Annotated in this window: 16 protein-coding genes; 6 read left to right on the forward strand and 10 right to left on the reverse strand. The window is 61.7% G+C overall.

Going from position 1 to position 16,580, the window contains the following annotated elements:
• Nucleotides 1–97 precede the first annotated feature (97 nt).
• The 7 genes from argA to coaBC form a co-directional block, all read right to left on the reverse strand.
• On the reverse strand, nucleotides 98–1,405 hold the full coding sequence (gene argA / locus IE079_RS00220) for an amino-acid N-acetyltransferase (RefSeq protein WP_189571106.1): 1,308 nt from the start codon (nucleotides 1,403–1,405) through the stop codon (nucleotides 98–100).
• Entirely contained in the window at nucleotides 1,402–2,523 is a 1,122-nt protein-coding gene (gene argE / locus IE079_RS00225) for an acetylornithine deacetylase (protein ID WP_227712282.1), read from the reverse strand. Before argE ends, argA begins: the two co-directional genes overlap by 4 nt.
• A gap of 132 nt (nucleotides 2,524–2,655) precedes the next feature.
• On the reverse strand, nucleotides 2,656–3,936 hold the full coding sequence (locus IE079_RS00230) for an acetylornithine deacetylase (RefSeq protein ID WP_189571112.1): 1,281 nt from the start codon (nucleotides 3,934–3,936) through the stop codon (nucleotides 2,656–2,658).
• Between the two features lie 57 nt (nucleotides 3,937–3,993).
• Nucleotides 3,994–4,890, reverse strand: coding sequence for an acetylglutamate kinase (gene argB / locus IE079_RS00235; RefSeq protein ID WP_189571115.1), 897 nt, complete (start codon nucleotides 4,888–4,890; stop codon nucleotides 3,994–3,996).
• A gap of 45 nt (nucleotides 4,891–4,935) precedes the next feature.
• Nucleotides 4,936–7,557 carry a phosphomannomutase/phosphoglucomutase gene (locus IE079_RS19000; RefSeq protein ID WP_189571118.1) on the reverse strand — a complete coding sequence of 874 codons (2,622 nt, stop codon included), beginning with the start codon at nucleotides 7,555–7,557 and terminating at the stop codon, nucleotides 4,936–4,938.
• A gap of 146 nt (nucleotides 7,558–7,703) precedes the next feature.
• Nucleotides 7,704–8,225 (reverse strand): dUTP diphosphatase, encoded by a 522-nt coding sequence (gene dut, locus IE079_RS00245; RefSeq protein WP_373296168.1) that lies wholly within the window; start codon nucleotides 8,223–8,225, stop codon nucleotides 7,704–7,706.
• A gap of 16 nt (nucleotides 8,226–8,241) precedes the next feature.
• Nucleotides 8,242–9,447, reverse strand: coding sequence for a bifunctional phosphopantothenoylcysteine decarboxylase/phosphopantothenate--cysteine ligase CoaBC (coaBC, locus tag IE079_RS00250; RefSeq protein WP_189571123.1), 1,206 nt, complete (start codon nucleotides 9,445–9,447; stop codon nucleotides 8,242–8,244).
• A gap of 205 nt (nucleotides 9,448–9,652) precedes the next feature.
• Between coaBC and radC the strand changes: the two genes are divergently transcribed.
• From radC to rpmG, 3 genes are all read left to right on the forward strand, one after another.
• Nucleotides 9,653–10,327: a RadC family protein gene (radC, locus tag IE079_RS00255; protein WP_189571126.1), complete on the forward strand. Its 675-nt coding sequence runs from the start codon at nucleotides 9,653–9,655 to the stop codon at nucleotides 10,325–10,327.
• 235 nt (nucleotides 10,328–10,562) lie between these two features.
• A complete protein-coding gene (gene rpmB, locus IE079_RS00260) occupies nucleotides 10,563–10,799 on the forward strand; it encodes a 50S ribosomal protein L28 (protein ID WP_189571129.1) in 237 nt (78 codons plus the stop codon).
• An 11-nt stretch (nucleotides 10,800–10,810) separates the two neighbouring features.
• Nucleotides 10,811–10,966, forward strand: coding sequence for a 50S ribosomal protein L33 (gene rpmG / locus IE079_RS00265; protein ID WP_008173465.1), 156 nt, complete (start codon nucleotides 10,811–10,813; stop codon nucleotides 10,964–10,966).
• 78 nt (nucleotides 10,967–11,044) lie between these two features.
• Here the strand turns inward: rpmG and IE079_RS00270 are convergent, their stop codons facing one another.
• The 3 genes from IE079_RS00270 to IE079_RS00280 form a co-directional block, all read right to left on the reverse strand.
• The gene (locus IE079_RS00270; RefSeq protein WP_189571132.1) at nucleotides 11,045–11,905 is read right to left on the reverse strand and encodes an endonuclease/exonuclease/phosphatase family protein; all 861 of its coding nucleotides are present in this window, start codon (nucleotides 11,903–11,905) and stop codon (nucleotides 11,045–11,047) included.
• Nucleotides 11,906–11,978: 73 nt separating this feature from the next.
• Nucleotides 11,979–12,617, reverse strand: a complete 639-nt coding sequence (locus IE079_RS00275; protein ID WP_189571135.1) for a thiol:disulfide interchange protein DsbA/DsbL — start codon at nucleotides 12,615–12,617, stop codon at nucleotides 11,979–11,981.
• A gap of 196 nt (nucleotides 12,618–12,813) precedes the next feature.
• Complete coding sequence (locus IE079_RS00280; protein WP_189571138.1) at nucleotides 12,814–13,422, reverse strand: c-type cytochrome; 609 nt, start codon at nucleotides 13,420–13,422, stop codon at nucleotides 12,814–12,816.
• 211 nt (nucleotides 13,423–13,633) lie between these two features.
• On the opposite strand from IE079_RS00280, the gene yihA reads away from it, so the two are divergent.
• The 3 genes from yihA to coaD all read left to right on the forward strand — a co-directional run bounded on the left by yihA (nucleotide 13,634) and on the right by coaD (nucleotide 16,555).
• A complete protein-coding gene (yihA, locus tag IE079_RS00285) occupies nucleotides 13,634–14,251 on the forward strand; it encodes a ribosome biogenesis GTP-binding protein YihA/YsxC (RefSeq protein ID WP_227712220.1) in 618 nt (205 codons plus the stop codon).
• Nucleotides 14,252–14,594: 343 nt separating this feature from the next.
• Nucleotides 14,595–16,040 (forward strand): coniferyl aldehyde dehydrogenase, encoded by a 1,446-nt coding sequence (locus IE079_RS00290; protein ID WP_189571144.1) that lies wholly within the window; start codon nucleotides 14,595–14,597, stop codon nucleotides 16,038–16,040.
• A gap of 35 nt (nucleotides 16,041–16,075) precedes the next feature.
• Nucleotides 16,076–16,555: a pantetheine-phosphate adenylyltransferase gene (gene coaD, locus IE079_RS00295; RefSeq protein ID WP_189571147.1), complete on the forward strand. Its 480-nt coding sequence runs from the start codon at nucleotides 16,076–16,078 to the stop codon at nucleotides 16,553–16,555.
• Nucleotides 16,556–16,580 lie beyond the last annotated feature (25 nt).

Here is a 16,580-nt window from a genome sequence, read left to right on the forward strand (position 1 = left end):
GGTTCGTCAAGGAATTTTCGAACGATTGCTCGCAAAACCGGCGCGCTCAATCGGCGCCGGATAGTGCAGGCATCGCCAGGTGCCCGTCAGCACGCCGCTAAAGCTGCTTGACGAATACCTTGGAGTTGCGACGCGTGTTGTAGGAGGCCAGCTTTGGCCCCGGCAGCGACTGCACAGACGACGGTTCGAAGCCCCGCTCCAGGAACCAGTGCTCGGTCTGGGTGGTCAGCACGAACAGCCTTGCCAGGCCCTGGGCCCGTGCCCTGTGCTCCACCATCGAGAGGATATCGTCGCCGCGCCCGCCCCGACGATAATCGGGATTCACGGCAAAGCAGGACAGTTCACCGGCCTGCTCCTCGGGATACACGTAAAGGGCGGCACAACCAATGATCATACCATCCCGTTCCGCCACCACGAACTGATCGATTTCCGTCTCCAGCATCTCCCGTGAGCGACGCACCAGGATACCCTGCTCCTCCAGGGGCTGGATCAGTTCCAGCACACCGCCGATATCCTCCACCCGGGCGCGGCGGATCTGCTCATAGTTGTCGTCGCTGACCAGGGTGCCGGAGCCGTCACGGGTAAACAGTTCTTCAAGAATGGCACCGTCGCGCAGGTAACTGATGATGTGAGCCCGGCGGACGCCCCAGGTACAGGCATCACAGGCCGCCCGCAGCAAATCGGCATCGTGGCCGGAGACCACATGATCCGATACCTTCTGCATCGCCTGGCGCACGGTCAGCTCGCGGATCAGTGAGCCATCTTCGTCCAGCACCCCCTGGTCATCCGTGAACACGATCAGCTTGTCCGCCTTCAGGGCGGAAGACACCTGACTCCCCACATCTTCATAGGAAAGATTAAAGATATCACCGGTGGGCGAATAGCCCTGGGGCGGCATCAGTACGATATGCCCCAGCTCCAGCAGGCGCTCGATACCGTCGGTATCCACCCGGCGCACGCGCCCGGTGTAACCGAAATCCACGCCCTCCAGCACCCCGACCGGGCGTGCGGCGACGAAGTTGCCACTGCTGACCCGAATCTTTGCTCCGTGCATGGGTGAGTTCACCAGCCCCATGGACAGGCGGCTCTCCAGCCAGCTGCGAAGCCCGCCCACGGACTCCATGATCAGCGGCAGATCCTGCTCCTGGGTAATGCGCAGCCCGCCTTCAAACCCGGAAGGGTGTCCGGCCTGGTCAAGCCGCTGCTGGATCTGGGGACGGGCGCCGAAGGTGACCACCAGGCGGATGCCCAGGCTGCTGAGCAGGGCAATGTCATGGATGATGTTCAGCAGGTTATCGCTGGCCAGCGCCTCACCACCGAGCACCAGCACCACGGTGCTGCCCCGGTGAGTATTGATGTAGGGGGACGAGTGGCGAAAGCTGTGCAGCCAGTCGGAGACGCTCATAAACAGAAATGCCTGATCAGTTGTTTGAATAGTGTGATGGTGGGGTCGATCTGTGACAGGTCCAGGTACTCATCCGGCTGGTGCGCCTGATCGATGGACCCCGGCCCCATCACCAGGGTTTCCAGGCCCAGCTGCTGCAACCACGGTGCCTCGGTGGCAAAGGCCACGGCATCGGCCTGCTGGCCGGTGAGTTTTTCGCACACCTTCACCAGCTCAGCCTCGGCTGAAGTCTCGAAGGGCGGCACGCCATCGAACAGGGGCTGGAATTCCAGTGACAGTTCGCGGCGGCTGGCCAGGGGCTGCAGGCGCGTGAGTATGGTCTGCCTCAACTCGGCCATATCCATGCCGGGCAGCGGACGCAGGTCGAAGTGCAGCTCGCAGCGGGCACAGATACGGTTGGGGTTGTCACCGCCGTGGATGCAGCCCAGGTTCAGGGTCGGATACTGCACGGCGAAATGCGGATTGCGGTGCTTTTCCTGCCACTGTGCCCGCAGCGCCAGCAATTCATTCATGGCCTCGTTCATACCCTCGAGGGCATTGCGGCCCAGGGACGGGTCCGACGAATGCCCCGACTGCCCCTCGAACACCAGCCGCTCCATCATGATGCCCTTGTGCATGCGGATGGGCTTGAGGGTGGTGGGCTCACCAATCACCGCATAACGCGCCTTCGGGTAACCGGCCTCGGCCAGGGCCCGGGCGCCGTTCATGGAGCTTTCCTCGTCGGCGGTGGCCAGGATGATCAGTGGCTGCTTCAGCGGTTGTTGCGCCGCTTCCCGGGCTGCCTCAATGGCAAGGGCAAAAAAACCTTTCATGTCACAGGTGCCCAGACCGTAAAGGCGGTTGTCCTTTTCGGTCAGGGTGAAGGGATCGCTCTGCCAGCGCTTGTCGTCATAGGGCACGGTATCGGTATGACCGGACAGCACCAGACCGCCGGAGCCGGTCCCGAGAGTGGCCACCAGGTTGACCTTGCCGGGCATGCCCGGTACCGGCAGGATCTCGTTGCGGAAGCCCAGGGGCTCCAGCCATTCCGCCAGCAAACGGACCACGGCCTCGTTGCTGTGATCCCAGTCCGGGGAGGCGCTGCTGATGGACGGGATGGCCACCAGTTGCGACATCATGGTGCGGACATCCGGTGGTGCCTTGCCGGCCCCTGAAGCATTGGTCTGTTGATCGGTCATGGTGACGGGCTCCTGCTGAAAACGCTTGTAGGAAGATGTTGCCCGGTAATCCGCCGCGCAGCCTCCTGATGATTACTCCTGTGACCGGGCACCCCGGCGCCACACCTCAAGCCGGTCAACGGCGCGACGTGCCATGGGGTAGGCCACCTCACCGCCATCGACGGGGCGGGCCACTTCCACCTGCTTCTCATCGACGCGGGTGAGCCGGCCCTCCACGGTGCGACCATTGCTCAGGGTAACCCGCACCGTGTGCTCGAGCCAGCCTTCCGCCTGGTCCAGCGCCACCTGCTGCCAGCCGGCAATGACTTGCGCCTGCTGGGGGCTTACCAGCGGCTCCAGCGCCTCCTCGGGCACTTCCGGGGAGGCTGCTTCAACCCGGCTCAGATAGATATCCGGTACGGTCGAGCCGTTGTAGGACACCGCCAGTGACCCTCCAGCCGGGGCACCGTCTTCAGCAGGTTCTTCGTCACCGGCACCGCCTTCCCGCACCGGCAGCCACGGCCAGCCGGCGGAGGGATCCAGGGTCACCGACACTTCACCCCCCTCCGTCAGCCACTGGCGGTACAGCGCCAGCAACTGGGGCGACGCCTCAAGACCACGACTGGCCAGCCCCTCGCTGAAGGCCGTGATCACCAGATCGGCCCAGGCCGATTCCGATACGCTGGTTTCCCGGGCGCAGTAGGCGGTCACGCGCCGCATCAGGCCGCCATCGCGCACCACCACCTTCACGCTGTCGGCGCCTGGCGTCAGGCTGACGCTGTCACCGTCGAATCGCAGGCGGGCGTTGTCCCACTCGACCTCAACACTGCCGGATTCGGTGGTGAACAGTTCCAGACCGACACCACCGGAGGTCTGCCGGAGCCGGGCGTCGCCGGCGAGCTCGGTCATGCCCATGCGGATCAGGTCACCACTGCCCAGTTGCTGGCGGGCGTCTGGACCACAAACCGGGGCGAACAGAGGTCGGGGCGCCTGTTCATCGGTATCGGTAACCCAGTTGCGCAACATGGCCGAGTCCAGCGGCAAGCGCCAGCCGGCCACATCCAGCCGCCAGCTCCGCGGCAGGTCGTGGCCACCATAGAGGCTGGTCAGCAGGGCCATGGCAGACCCGGCGCGGTAGGTCAGACGCTCGATATCCAGTGGCTGGGTCAGCTGGAAGGACTGGAAGCGGGCTCCGCTCAATACCAGCTCGCCACCAATGGTGGACGCAATCTCGCCCCGCTCCAGCGCGCCATGGTCGGACAGCGAGCGGCGCACCTCGGTCAGGGTCTGATCGGCAAGCCACCACACGGCGCCCTTGTAACTTCCCCAGGCCACCAGGGCCAGGATGATGATAAGCGACAACAGTTTTTTCAAGGTTCCCTCTCCCTGCCTATCTATCTCCGCACTGGTAGCCTGGTGCTCCGGGCCGCTTCAGTCGCGGGAAATCAGTGTGCCCACACCTTCGTCGGTGAATATTTCCAGAAGGGTGGCGTGGGCAACCCGGCCGTCGATGATATGAGCGGTTCTGACACCGTTTTCCACCGCGCTCAGAGCACAACGGATTTTCGGCAGCATGCCGCCATGAATGGTGCCGTCTTCAATCAGATCGTTCACCTGGGTCGCGGTCAGCCCGGTGAGCACCTTGTCGTCCCGGCTCTTGAGCCCGGACACGTTGGTCAGCAGGATCAGCTTTTCGGCATTGACCGCCTCGGCCACCTTGCCCGCCACCAGATCCGCATTGATGTTATAGGAAGCACCATCCGGCCCCACTCCGATGGGCGCAATCACCGGAATCACGTCGCTGTGGGTGAGCATGTCGATCACCTTGGTGTTGACCTGCTCCACTTCCCCCACGTGGCCGATATCGATGATTTCCGGCCGGTTCAGCTCATCGTTCTGGCCCATTACCTCGAGCTTGCGGGCCCGGATCAGGTTGCCGTCCTTGCCGGTCAGACCCATCGCGGTGCCGCCGTGGGAATTGATCAGCGAGACGATTTCCTTGTTCACCTGGCCGCCGAGCACCATCTCCACCACATCCATGGTTTCCGAGTCGGTGACCCGCATGCCGTTGACGAAGTGGGACTTGATGTTCAGGCGGTCAAGCAGATCACCAATCTGCGGACCACCGCCGTGGACCACGATGGGGTTGATGCCCACCAGCTTCATCAGCACCATGTCGCGGGCGAAGCTGCTCTTGAGGTCCTCGTTCTCCATGGCGTTGCCGCCATACTTGATCACCACGGTCTTGCCGGTAAACCGTTGGATATAGGGCAGCCCCTTGCTCAGTACGTCTGCCACCTGCATTGCTGTATTACGATCCAGTGCCATTCAACCTGCCTTTACAGTTGTCGCCCGGTCACGCCCGGGCCTTGGTCAGAAAGTGATGTTCACGTCCGGGGCCAGAGCCTTGAGCTGGCCACGGAAAATCTGCTTGATACGCTCCAGGGCGGCTTCGTTCTCGGCCTCGAACCGCAGCACCAGCACCGGCGTGGTATTGGATGCCCGGCACAGGCCCCAGCCGTCCGGATAATCCACCCGCACACCATCGATGGTGGTGATATTGGCCTCTCCGAAATCCGCCAGCTCCGCCAGCCGCTGGATAATACGGAACTTGCCCTCGTCGGTTACCTCCAGGTTCAGCTCCGGTGTACTGATGTCTTCCGGGAAGTCGGCAAATACCTCGCTGGTCTGCCGGTCCTCGATGCCCAGAATTTCCAGTAACCGGGCGGCGGAGTACAGGCCATCGTCAAAGCCGTACCAGCGCTCACTGAAGAAGATGTGACCGCTCATCTCCCCCGCCAGCAACGCGCCGGTTTCCTTCATCTTTGCCTTCATCAGCGAGTGTCCGGTCTTCCACATCACCGGTCGGCCACCGGCCGAGGAAATGATGCCACTGAGGCGGCGGCTGCATTTCACATCAAACAGCACATCCGCCCCGGGATTGCGGGACACCACGTCCCGGGCAAACAGCATCATCAGTCGGTCGGGCCAGATGATCTTGCCCTCATTGGTCACCACGCCAAGGCGGTCACCGTCGCCGTCGAAGGCGATCCCCAGGTCCGCCCCCTCCTGCTGGACCCGGTCAATCAGATCCTGCAGGTTCTCCGGCTTGCCCGGGTCCGGGTGATGGTTGGGGAAGTTGCCGTCCACTTCGCAGTAAAGGGGGATGACCTCACAGCCTAGTTCTTCCAGCAGCAGCGGGCCCAGCTCGCCGGCAATGCCGTTGCCGGCATCCACCACCACCCTGAGAGGCGCAGCCACGGCGATATCGCCCACGATCCGGTCCAGGTAATCCCGGCGCACGTCTTCACTGGAGGCACTGCCCTGACCCTGGTGCAGGTCGCCGTTCCGGATGCGCTGGTGCAGCTTCTGGATACTGTCTTCCGACAGGGTCTCGCCGCCCAGCATGATTTTCAGGCCGTTATAGTTGGACGGGTTATGGCTGCCGGTAACCATGACCCCGGAGCCAGTACCCAGGTGGTGAGTGGCAAAATACAGCACCGGTGTCGGCACCGCCCCGACACTGACCACATTACAGCCGGTCGCCATGATGCCCGCGGCCAGGGCTTCCGACAGTTCCGGGCTGGAATGACGGCCATCGTAGCCGATGCACAGGGTGTCCTGGCTGCGATCCAGGGCTTCCGACCCGATGGCCTGGCCAATCACCCGGACAATGTCCGGGGTCAGCGTCTCGCCGACAATGCCGCGGATATCGTAGGCCCGGAAAATGGTGGGCGACATCGCCGCCGGTGCCCGGGTCTCGCCTACTTCAGGCGTTGCCCCGGCGGGGCTCTCACCGAAGCCGAGCACGTCTTCATCACCGTCCAGCATGTCGATATCCGGTATGTCCCGATCCTGGAACAGCGGCTCGTCTGCTTCGGGCTCCGGAGCGGGGCGTTTGGTGCTCGCCGCCGCCTTGCGGCCATTGCCCTCAAGCCGTTTTTCCACCACCTTGCTGATGCGATGCAGTACGTCGGCAATGACCGACGGAATTTCCCAGCGCAATTCAGGTGGAGCGATACGTTCACCGGCAAACGCCTTGTGGGCCCATTGCACCAGACGGGTGGTCTCCTTGCGCAGGGCGCTCTGGGCCGACGACAGCATCAGCCAGACAATGACGGCCGCCACCAGGAAGCCGGCCACCACCAGGGCCAGGATGATCATGGGATCAAGGGTGGGTGATGGCACCTGCGGGCGATAGCTCAGGCTCCAGCCCGGAATGGAGAGCGCGCGGGATACTTCCGGCCCGTTGCCCTGCCCGCCACTAATCACATCCCGCGCCTGGCCACCAACAGTCTGTACCAGGGTGCCACGGCCACCGGTGCCGCTCAGTACGGGGGCCAGCACACTGGCATCGAACTGTATTACCAGCGTTCCCTCGATCACCTGGCTGGACGGGTTGCGCACGCGGGTGGCTGTCTGCACCAGCCACTGACCATCGCGGGGGAAGGCGTCGGGGTTGACGTCACGGCCGGACTCGGCCCGCCGTGCCAGATCCAGGGTCGCAAACCCCAGACCGGCCTCGTCGTCGGCCCGGCGCGGTATGCTGCGATAGGGGAACAGGAACACCTTGCGAATACCGGGCATCAGGGTCTGAAGCTCTTCCGCCAGCTGGCGCTCTCCACCAAGCTCTTCCAGAGCCTCCCGCACGGTGGCCTGGGTACCCAGGCCTTTGGTCAGCGTCTGCAGCAGTTCCACGCGATTCTCCAGCCTGGCGGCTGCCGATTCGGCGCCGGCCTCGGCAGCCTGCTGACGGCGTTCGCTTTCTGCCGACTGGAAAACACCCACCTGCAGCACCACGGCAACAGCCACCCCGATCAGAAGCACCACCAACGCCTGTGTTGCCGCGACGGTGGACAGTTTGCGCACCTTGCTGCCGGCGTCTTTCCCGGCCTTCCCCTTGTCGGACTTACCGACGGCTTTCTTGTTTTCGGGGGACGCCTCCACCGGGGCCTCTTCGGATCCGGAACTCCCCTTTTTCTTGCCAAATTTCATAGTCGGCTCCGTCTTGACGGCTGCTTCGTTGTTATTTGCGCTGACAGTCAGTTCGTTAATGTGCTGTCAGTATAGATGTTTACATGAATCGGATAATGACACATTCGGCGTATTGGCAACTTTCCCGAAGTCTGCGCAGCAGACTCTCAGTGCTGCCCGGTTGACCCGAAGCCACCATCGCCACGGCCAGTGGCCTGGAATTCGTCCACCACCTCGAAGCGGGCCTGCACCACAGGCACCAGGACCAGTTGCGCAAGGCGCTCGCCTACATTGACCGTAAAGGTGCTGGTGCCCCGGTTCCAGCAGGACACCATCAGCTCACCCTGGTAGTCGGAATCGATCAGCCCCACCAGATTTCCCAGGACAATGCCGTGTTTGTGCCCCAATCCGCTGCGGGGCAGGATCATCCCCGCCAGGGAGGCGTCCTCGATATAAATGGACAGGCCGGTGGGAATCAGGGTCGACTCCCCCGGCGCCAGGGTCAGCGGCGACTTCAGGCAGGCCCGCAGGTCAAGGCCGGCGGAACCGTCAGTGGCATAGGCGGGCATGGGGATCTCATCCCCGATTCGTGCATCCAGAACTCTCAGCTGCACTGGCTGTTGACTCATAATGCGTCCTTTTTGGGCATGTCGGAGGTTAACGGACCCTGAGCGCCGGACGCCAGGAATCCATACAGAGGGTTCTTCAGGCCATGCGATCAGCAATCAGCCCGATCAACGAGGCGGCTATCTCCCGTTTGGCGGCGGGGCCGATGGCCTGCTGTCCACCGGGCCAGAACACGGTCACGGCATTGTCGTCGCTGTTGAAACCGATACCCGGGGCGGAGACGTCGTTGGCAACGATCATTCCCAGCTTCTTCCGCTTCATCTTGTCTGTGGCGTAATGCTCCACATCGGTGGTCTCCGCCGCGAAACCCACGGTAAAGGGCGCATCCTCGCGAGCGGCAATGGCCGCCAGGGTATCGGGATTGCGCACCAGGTCCAGAGACAGGGATTCACGGGATTTTTTCATCTTCTGGTCAGCCCGGGAGGCGGGCCGGTAATCCGCCACGGCGGCGGTGGCGATAAACAGGTCGGCACCCCTGTCCACTTCTGCCGAGGCGGCCTGCAGCATGTCTTCGGCGGTCTCTACCGGAACCACATCCACCCCCACCGGGGCCGCCAGGTTGACCGGACCGCTGACCAGGGTCACGGTCGCCCCGGCCGCGCGGGCTGCCTCGGCAAGGGCATAGCCCATCTTGCCGGAGCTGTGGTTGGTGATATAGCGGACCGGGTCGATGGGCTCGCGGGTAGGGCCGGCGGTAATAACCACACGGCGGCCCGCCAGCCGGGTGTTCGCGGCCACTTCCGGTGTTGCGGCCTGCTCGATGAGACCAAACAGGGTTTCCGGCTCCAGCATCCGCCCTGCCCCCACATCACCACAGGCCTGACTGCCCTGATCCGGCCCCCACAGGCTGATCTGGGGATCGTCCTGCAACAGGCGAACGTTCCGCCGGGTCCGGTGGTTGCCCCACATGGCCTGGTTCATGGCCGGGGCCAGTGCGATCGGTGCTTCGGTGGCACAGCAGACCGTGGCCAGCAGGTCGTCGGCCAGGCCGTGGGCCAGCCGCGCCATGAAATCGGCCGACGCCGGCGCCACCACCACCTGATCCGCCCACTTGGCCAGCTCGATATGCCCCATGCCGGCTTCTGCCTCCGGATCCAGCAGTGACGTACGTACCGCCTCGCCACTGAGGGCCTGGAAGGTCATCGGCGTGATAAAGGCTTCCGCGCCCCGGGTCATGACAACCCGCACCTCGTGGCCGGCCTTTTTCAGCAGCCGGACCAGTTCCGCGGTCTTGTAGGCGGCAATGCCACCGGTAATGCCAAGCAGGATCTTCTGGCTGACCATAGCGTCTCCATCGTTTACCGCTGCCCGGGCCCGATTACGAGCCCCTTCGAGGGGCTATAAGATAGCATTGCCGGAATCTCCCCGACAGTGCGGCGCTCATGTTAGAATAGACGAGTGTTCCGTTTGGTTAATTCGCTGACCTACTGCGAATTAACCAAACGGAACACTAATGCAGGACGCATCGACACATTACACAGGGAATGTCATGACAACGACCCAATGGCCCCGGGATGAACGCCCCCGGGAACGACTGCTCGCCCACGGCCCGGAAATCCTCTCGGACACCGAATTGCTGGCCATCTTCCTGCGTACCGGAACCACCGGCATGCCGGTCATGGCCCTGGCGCGCCACCTGCTGGATGAGTTCGGCAGCCTGCGCGGCCTGATGACCACGTCTCACAACGGATTCTGCCGGGTAAAAGGCCTGGGCACGGCCAAGTACGCCCAGGTCCAGGCCGCCATGGAAATGGCTCGCCGGGTGATGGATGAACCAGTACGCCAGGGCGACCCGCTGATATCGCCGGAAGAGACCCGGCGCTACCTTCGCAGCCGCCTGGGCACCCAGCACCACGAGGTATTTGCCGGGCTGTTCCTGGATAACCGTCACCGGGTCATCCGCTATCAGGAACTGTTTCGCGGCACCATTGACGGCGCGGCAGTCTATCCGCGGGAAGTGGTGCGACACGCCCTGGACTTCAATGCGGCGGCAGTGATCTTTGCCCACAACCACCCATCAGGGATTGCCGAACCCAGCCAGGCGGATATTTCGCTCACCCGGCGCCTGAAGGAAGCCCTTGGGCTGGTGGACATTCGCGTGCTGGATCATATGGTTGTAGGCCATGGCGAGGTCATCTCTTTGGCCGAACGAGGCCTGATGTGAGCGTCCGGCGGCTGCACAATTTCCCAACAATTTTTTGCGTTAGGGGGCCTGTTCTGGTATAAAAGCGTCCCTTTCTGGCGGCGTCTGGCGAGCACCGTGCAATCTGCAGACACGTAGAGCAACCAGAGACCCGATAGTAAGGAGCCCCCGAAAAGGGGATCTGCCCTTTCCAGAGGCTCCTTTACTTTTAAAAACGATTTCGTATTCAGGACCAACGCTCAGGTCGGAGGCAAACATGTCCAGAGTCTGTCAGGTAACCGGTAAGCGACCGGTATCCGGTAACAACGTTTCTCACGCGATGAACCACAACAAGCGTCGTTTTCTGCCCAACCTGCAGAATCACCGCTTCTGGGTTGAGTCCGAGAAGCGCTTCGTGAAGCTGCGCGTATCCACCAAGGGCATGCGCATCATCGACAAGAAAGGCATTGACGCTGTGCTGGCCGATATTCGTGCCCGCGGCGAGAAAGCATAAGGAGCCGCATCATGCGCGAAAAAATCAAACTGGTTTCATCAGCAGGTACTGGTCACTTCTACACGACCAAGAAGAACAAGCGTAACACGCCGGAAAAGATCGAGATCAAAAAGTACGATCCGGTTGTCCGCAAGCACGTTGCGTACAAGGAAGCCAAGATCAAGTAAGGTCTTTGCTTACCGAAAAACCCGGCTCCGGCCGGGTTTTTTTATGCCTGAAACCCGGATTCCACCGGACAAACACGCTCAGAAGGTTTCCAGATAGCCTTTGGGCAGGGCGATATCCATGGCGATGGGCAGGTGGTCGGACAGCGGATAGCTTACCACCTCGGAATTGCGGATCTCCAGGCTGGGGCTGACCAGGATATGGTCCAGCGCCCGCTCGGGCCGCCAGCTGGGGAAGCTGTGGGCCGTGTCCGGCAATGGAATCAGGTTGGCATGCTTCAGTGGCGTATTGGTCAGGAGCTCGTCCGCATGATTGTTGAGATCCCCCATCAGCACCACGTGCTGATAATCCGCAATCAGCTCATTAACATAGGCCAGCTGGCGGGTCTGGCCTGCCTTGCTCAGCGAAAGGTGCATGATGACCAGCACCAGTGGGTCCTCGATGTCACCAAAACGGGCAATGATCGCGCCCCGCCCCGGCAACAGGCCCGGCAGGCGGTGCTCGGTCACATCCAGCGGCCGGAACCGGCTTAGCAGACCGTTGCTGTGCTGGGCCAACGGCCCCAGGTTGCGGTTCAGTTGCTGACGCCAGTAGGGAATGCCACTCGCCTCAGCCAGGTACTGGACCTGATTGATATAGTCGCTACGCAAACTGCCGCCATCACACTCCTGCAGAGCGACCACATCATAGTTACGGATCAGCGTGGCGATACGGTCGAGATTTTCGATACGACCCCGGTGCGGCAGCACATGCTGCCAGCTCCGGGTGAGGTAATGATGGTAGGACGCGGTGTTGATGCCCACCTGGATGTTGAAGGTCAACAGCCGGATATGATGGCGGGGCTCGAAGTCCGGAACGTGATCCGTACCGGAACAGGCTCCTCGCGAGGGCGATGCCCCGCCGGAAATGTTGCTGAACCCCTGTTTCAACCTTCGATACATCAATAAGGCTCCGGAAACATGGTGGCACCGGACCAAGCGCCTGACAGGCAGACGTCAGGCCCGCCCCGAATCTCTACTCGGCGCGCTCGCTACGCTCCTTTTCAACAAGATAGTCGACAACTTCCAGGACTTCCTCGTAGCCACCGGCCATACCGGGCCCGGTCTTGTATTTGCCCGCCACCAGCATGGTGGGCGTGCCACCCACCCGGGCACCACGAAGTATGGACATGGAACGCTGAACCTGGGCCTTGACCCCGAAACTGTTGAACGCCTTCATGAACGCCTCGCGGTCGACGCCCTGGGTTTCCACGAAATCGGCCAGGTCAGATGCGCTGGACAGATCCCGGCGCTCCCCGGAAAGAGCCGTATAGAAGGCATCATGGGTCTTGTCGGTGGCACCAATCGCCTTGGTCGCGTAATAGGCGTAAGCATGCTGGGCCGCCGCCTTGTTCATGGGGGCTGGCAACAGCACCACGTTGACGTCGTCAGCGATATCCTTCTTCCAGGACTGCAGGAACGGCTCGAATTCATTGCAGTAGCCGCAGCCATACCAGAAGACCTCTGCCACCTCGATGCCCTCATCGTTGGAGGCCGAGACTTCCGTTGGCAGGCGCTCGTAATGCTGACCCTCTACCCACTGCTCCTGGGCGGAAGCGGAAAACGCGACAGTGGCGGCAATCATGCCGGCGGCAAGAGATCGGACAATACCCATCAGGCACCTCTGGATTGGTTGTGGTTGTTTCATGAACTCGCGTGAGACAGCTTCACTGGTAAAAGGTTCATCTGCCATGGATTATGCCATGCTCTGCAGCCATATCCAGCCGACCGCCGTTACAGCACTGTCAGGATGCCAAAAACGCAAAAGCCCGCACACGGCGGGCTTTCGTGGTTGCGGCATTGACTGATGATCAGTTCAGGCCGGAAATATAGTTGGCGACGGCCTCAATTTCGGCGTCGGAAAGTTTGGATGCAATATCTATCATGATTTGCGACTGGGGCGCACCATCGCGCTCACCGGACCGGTAGTCGTTCAGGGCCTTGATCACGTACTCGGCATTCTGGCCACCAAGATGGGGGTAAGCTGCCGGCTCGTTACCCTTGCCTTCCGGACTGTGGCAGGCGGCACAGGCGGCGACGCCGGAAGCCAGGTTGCCACCCTTGTAGAGACTGCGGCCCTGATCCAGCCCGTCCGGGCTGGCCTGGCCAACGGGCATCTCGGTCTGGTCAAAGTACGCGGCCAGGTCCCGCAGATCCTGGTCGCTCATGTTGTTCAACAGACCGGTCATTTCCGGAACCTCACGATTACCATCGCGAATGGCTCGCAACTGCTGGAACTGGTAGTTTTCCCCCAGGCCGGCAATCTTGGGATAGACTCCCATCACGGGGGCAGCACCATTCTGCCCATGGCAGCCAGCACAAACACCGGCATTCGCCTCACCTGCTTCAGGATCTCCCGCCCCATAAGCCGTCATCGAAAGGCCCAGGCCGAGAACCACACCTGCGATCAGTTTTTTCATGCTCGCTCCGCTTATTTCTCATCAGAAACGTTATTCTTCGTGCCACCGGCAGAACTGGGGAAAGCCCCGACTGGCGGGCCATTTTGGCAGTAGTACCCTGCGCACTGTCCGGAAATTGGTGTAGCATTATACATCAAGGAGCCCATGAATAAATGCCATGGGTCAGTTTGCAGCCACATGGTCAATCACCCATGTCATCCAGGACTTTTTTGTGACCACTGAACCACCCAAGCCGATTTCCTATAACAGTGCCCGTTTCCTGCTCAGTGCCGCGCAACTGTCGGACTGCCCGCCCGACAGCGGCCGCGAGGTCGCCTTCGCCGGACGCTCCAACGCCGGCAAGTCCAGCGCCATCAACTGTATCACCACCAACGGCAAGCTGGCCCGCACAAGCAAGACGCCGGGGCGCACCCGGCTGATCAACTTCTTCTCCCTGAACCGGGAGAACTGCCGCCTGGTGGATTTGCCCGGCTACGGTTATGCCAAGGTGTCCCGGGACATGAAGGATGACTGGCAACAGCACCTGAGCCACTACCTCACTGAACGCCGCAGCCTGGCGGGACTGGTTCTGGTCATGGACATTCGCCATCCGCTGACCGACTTCGACCAGATGATGGTGGAATGGTGCGAACATAACAACCTGCCATTGATGATTCTTGCCACCAAGGCGGACAAGCTCAAGTTCGGCCAGGCGAAAAACGCCATGCAGGGTATCCGCAACGCTCTGAAGGATGCGCAGTGTCTGCAGCACCTGATTATGTTCTCCGCCACCAGCAAGACCGGGCTGGAGGAATGTCGCAACGGGCTTTCCAACTGGCTGGAAGGCTGACGCCATAAAAAACCCGACCGGAAGTCCCGGTCGGGAATCGTCAGGGTTAGCGACGTACTGAGACCTGAGTCTCGCCGGCGAGTCCTTCTGCACCGGCATTGACTATGATCAAACTTTCGCCGGAAAGTTCCCGGACACGCGATTCGTCAGTGAATCCGGACGATCACGGGGGGCTCCCGAAATCCGGCATTTATTCCCGCACGGCTTAGCGTATAAACTCTAACCAACAGTGAGGCCTGCCGGCAGCGCGCTTTCGCGGACGCACCACGTCCCGGGCCGCCCCATACACGGGCTAGCCCGCCCGGCTCAAAAGGCTCCCTATCATCTGGCCGAGGATCCCATCATGAGTGCCACGGTTGTGCCATTGAACGAAAGCAAGAAGCAGATCCAGCTCACCGCCAGGGTACTGGCCGAGCAGAAGCAGGCTTTCAGCCGAAACCCGCTGCCGTCCCTGACCGAGCGCAAGGACAACCTGTCACGCCTCAAGAAGACGCTGATCGCACACCAGGAACAGTTCTGTGAAGCCATCGACAAGGACTTCAACGGCCGCTCCCGGGACGAGACACTGATTGCGGAGATCATTCCCTCCGTTCAGGGTATCAATTACGCCATCAGCAACCTGAAGGACTGGATGGCCCCGGATCGGCGGCATGTTTCCATGCTGTTTCAGCCCGCCAGCAACAAGGTGTTCTATCAACCGAAGGGCGTGGTGGGCATTATCGTGCCCTGGAACTACCCCCTGTACCTGGCCATAGGCCCACTGGTTGCCGCCCTGGCCGCCGGCAACCGGGCCATGATCAAGATGTCCGAGTTCACACCTCACACCTCCGCGTTGCTGGCCAAGCTGGTGGAAACCACCTTTCCCCGGGATCTGGTGGCCGTCATCAATGGTGAGGCAGACGTGGCCGCCGACTTTTCCAGCCGGCCCTTCGATCACCTGCTGTTCACCGGCTCCACCACCGTGGGCCGGCTTGTGATGAAGGCCGCCGCGGAAAACCTGACACCGGTGACCCTGGAGCTGGGGGGCAAATCACCGGCGGTCATTTCCAACGATGTACCCATGGAGGATGCCGCCGAGCGTATCGGCTTTGGCAAGGCCCTCAATGCCGGCCAGACCTGCGTGGCGCCAGACTATGTGCTGTGCCCGTCGGATCGGATCAATGCCTTCGTGGACGCCATCCAGGACGCCCTGGGCCGTATGTATCCCACCCTGAGGGACAACCCCGATTTCACCAGCGTCATCAATGACCGCCAGCACCAGCGGCTGCAGGAACTGCGGGCCGATGCCCACAGCAAGGGCGCACAACTGGTGGAGATCAACCCGGCCCAGGAGCACTTCGAGGACGGCTGCCGCAAGATGCCGATCACCCTGGTGCTCAACCCCACCGAAGACATGAGGGTGATGCAGGAAGAGATCTTCGGCCCCCTGTTACCGGTGGTACCCAGCAAGGGACTGGACGATGCCATGGCCTACATCAACAGCCGGCCGCGACCACTGGCGCTGTACTATTTCGGGTATGAACGGGACGACCAGAAGCGACTGCTGGCGGGCACCCACTCCGGGGGCGTCTGTATCAACGACTCCCTGATGCACGTGGCCCAGGACGACCTGCCCTTCGGCGGCGTCGGTGACTCCGGCATGGGGCACTACCACGGCCATGAAGGCTTTCTCACCTTCTCTCACAGCCGCGCGGTGTTCGCCAAGCAAAAGCTCAACAGCGGCAAGCTGGTGTATCCGCCCCACGGTGGTCCGCTGCACAAACTGGTCTATCGGTTCTTTATTCGCTAGTATCAGCGGCCTCTGGCATAAGAAGGAGCACGCACATGACAACGGTTATCTACCCGGGAACCTTTGACCCCATTACCAACGGCCATGTCGACCTGGTTGAGCGGGCACGGCGGCTGTTTGACGAGGTGGTGATAGCCGTTGCCCACAGCTCCAAAAAGAACCCCCTGTTCAGCCTCGACGAACGGGTAAAACTGTGCGAGGAGTCTACCCGCCACCTGGAGAATATCCGCGTGGTGGGCTTCAACAACCTGCTGGCGGACTTTGTTCGCCAGCAGGAGGGTAACGTGCTGCTGCGCGGGCTGCGGGCGGTGTCCGACTTCGAGTACGAATTCCAGCTGGCGAACATGAACCGTCACCTGGCTCCGGAGGTGGAGAGTGTGTTTCTGACGCCGTCCAACCACCTGTCCTATATTTCCTCCTCCCTGATCCGGGAAATCGCCTCACTGGGCGGGGACGTGTCGGAATTCGTCCCGCCAGTGGTGCATCAGGATCTCAAGGCGAAGTTCTCCGGGTAAGCAGCCGCGGACTCGCTGATGGTGC

The organism is Marinobacter zhanjiangensis (assembly GCF_014651935.1).
In the GTDB taxonomy this organism is placed as follows: domain Bacteria; phylum Pseudomonadota; class Gammaproteobacteria; order Pseudomonadales; family Oleiphilaceae; genus Marinobacter; species Marinobacter zhanjiangensis.

Coding starts and splice junctions, on each gene's coding strand:
- rpmG (WP_008173465.1), top strand. CDS start 10,811: ATGCGCGAAAAAATCAAACTGGTTTCATCAGCAGGTACTGGTCACTTC.
- coaD (WP_189571147.1), top strand. CDS start 16,076: ATGACAACGGTTATCTACCCGGGAACCTTTGACCCCATTACCAACGGC.
- coaBC (WP_189571123.1), bottom strand. CDS start 9,447: ATGGTCAGCCAGAAGATCCTGCTTGGCATTACCGGTGGCATTGCCGCC.
- IE079_RS00275 (WP_189571135.1), bottom strand. CDS start 12,617: ATGGGTATTGTCCGATCTCTTGCCGCCGGCATGATTGCCGCCACTGTC.
- IE079_RS00280 (WP_189571138.1), bottom strand. CDS start 13,422: ATGAAAAAACTGATCGCAGGTGTGGTTCTCGGCCTGGGCCTTTCGATG.
- IE079_RS19000 (WP_189571118.1), bottom strand. CDS start 7,557: ATGAAATTTGGCAAGAAAAAGGGGAGTTCCGGATCCGAAGAGGCCCCG.
- IE079_RS00270 (WP_189571132.1), bottom strand. CDS start 11,905: ATGTATCGAAGGTTGAAACAGGGGTTCAGCAACATTTCCGGCGGGGCA.
- IE079_RS00290 (WP_189571144.1), top strand. CDS start 14,595: ATGAGTGCCACGGTTGTGCCATTGAACGAAAGCAAGAAGCAGATCCAG.
- rpmB (WP_189571129.1), top strand. CDS start 10,563: ATGTCCAGAGTCTGTCAGGTAACCGGTAAGCGACCGGTATCCGGTAAC.
- argB (WP_189571115.1), bottom strand. CDS start 4,890: ATGGCACTGGATCGTAATACAGCAATGCAGGTGGCAGACGTACTGAGC.
- argE (WP_227712282.1), bottom strand. CDS start 2,523: ATGATGTCGCAACTGGTGGCCATCCCGTCCATCAGCAGCGCCTCCCCG.
- argA (WP_189571106.1), bottom strand. CDS start 1,405: ATGAGCGTCTCCGACTGGCTGCACAGCTTTCGCCACTCGTCCCCCTAC.
- radC (WP_189571126.1), top strand. CDS start 9,653: ATGACAACGACCCAATGGCCCCGGGATGAACGCCCCCGGGAACGACTG.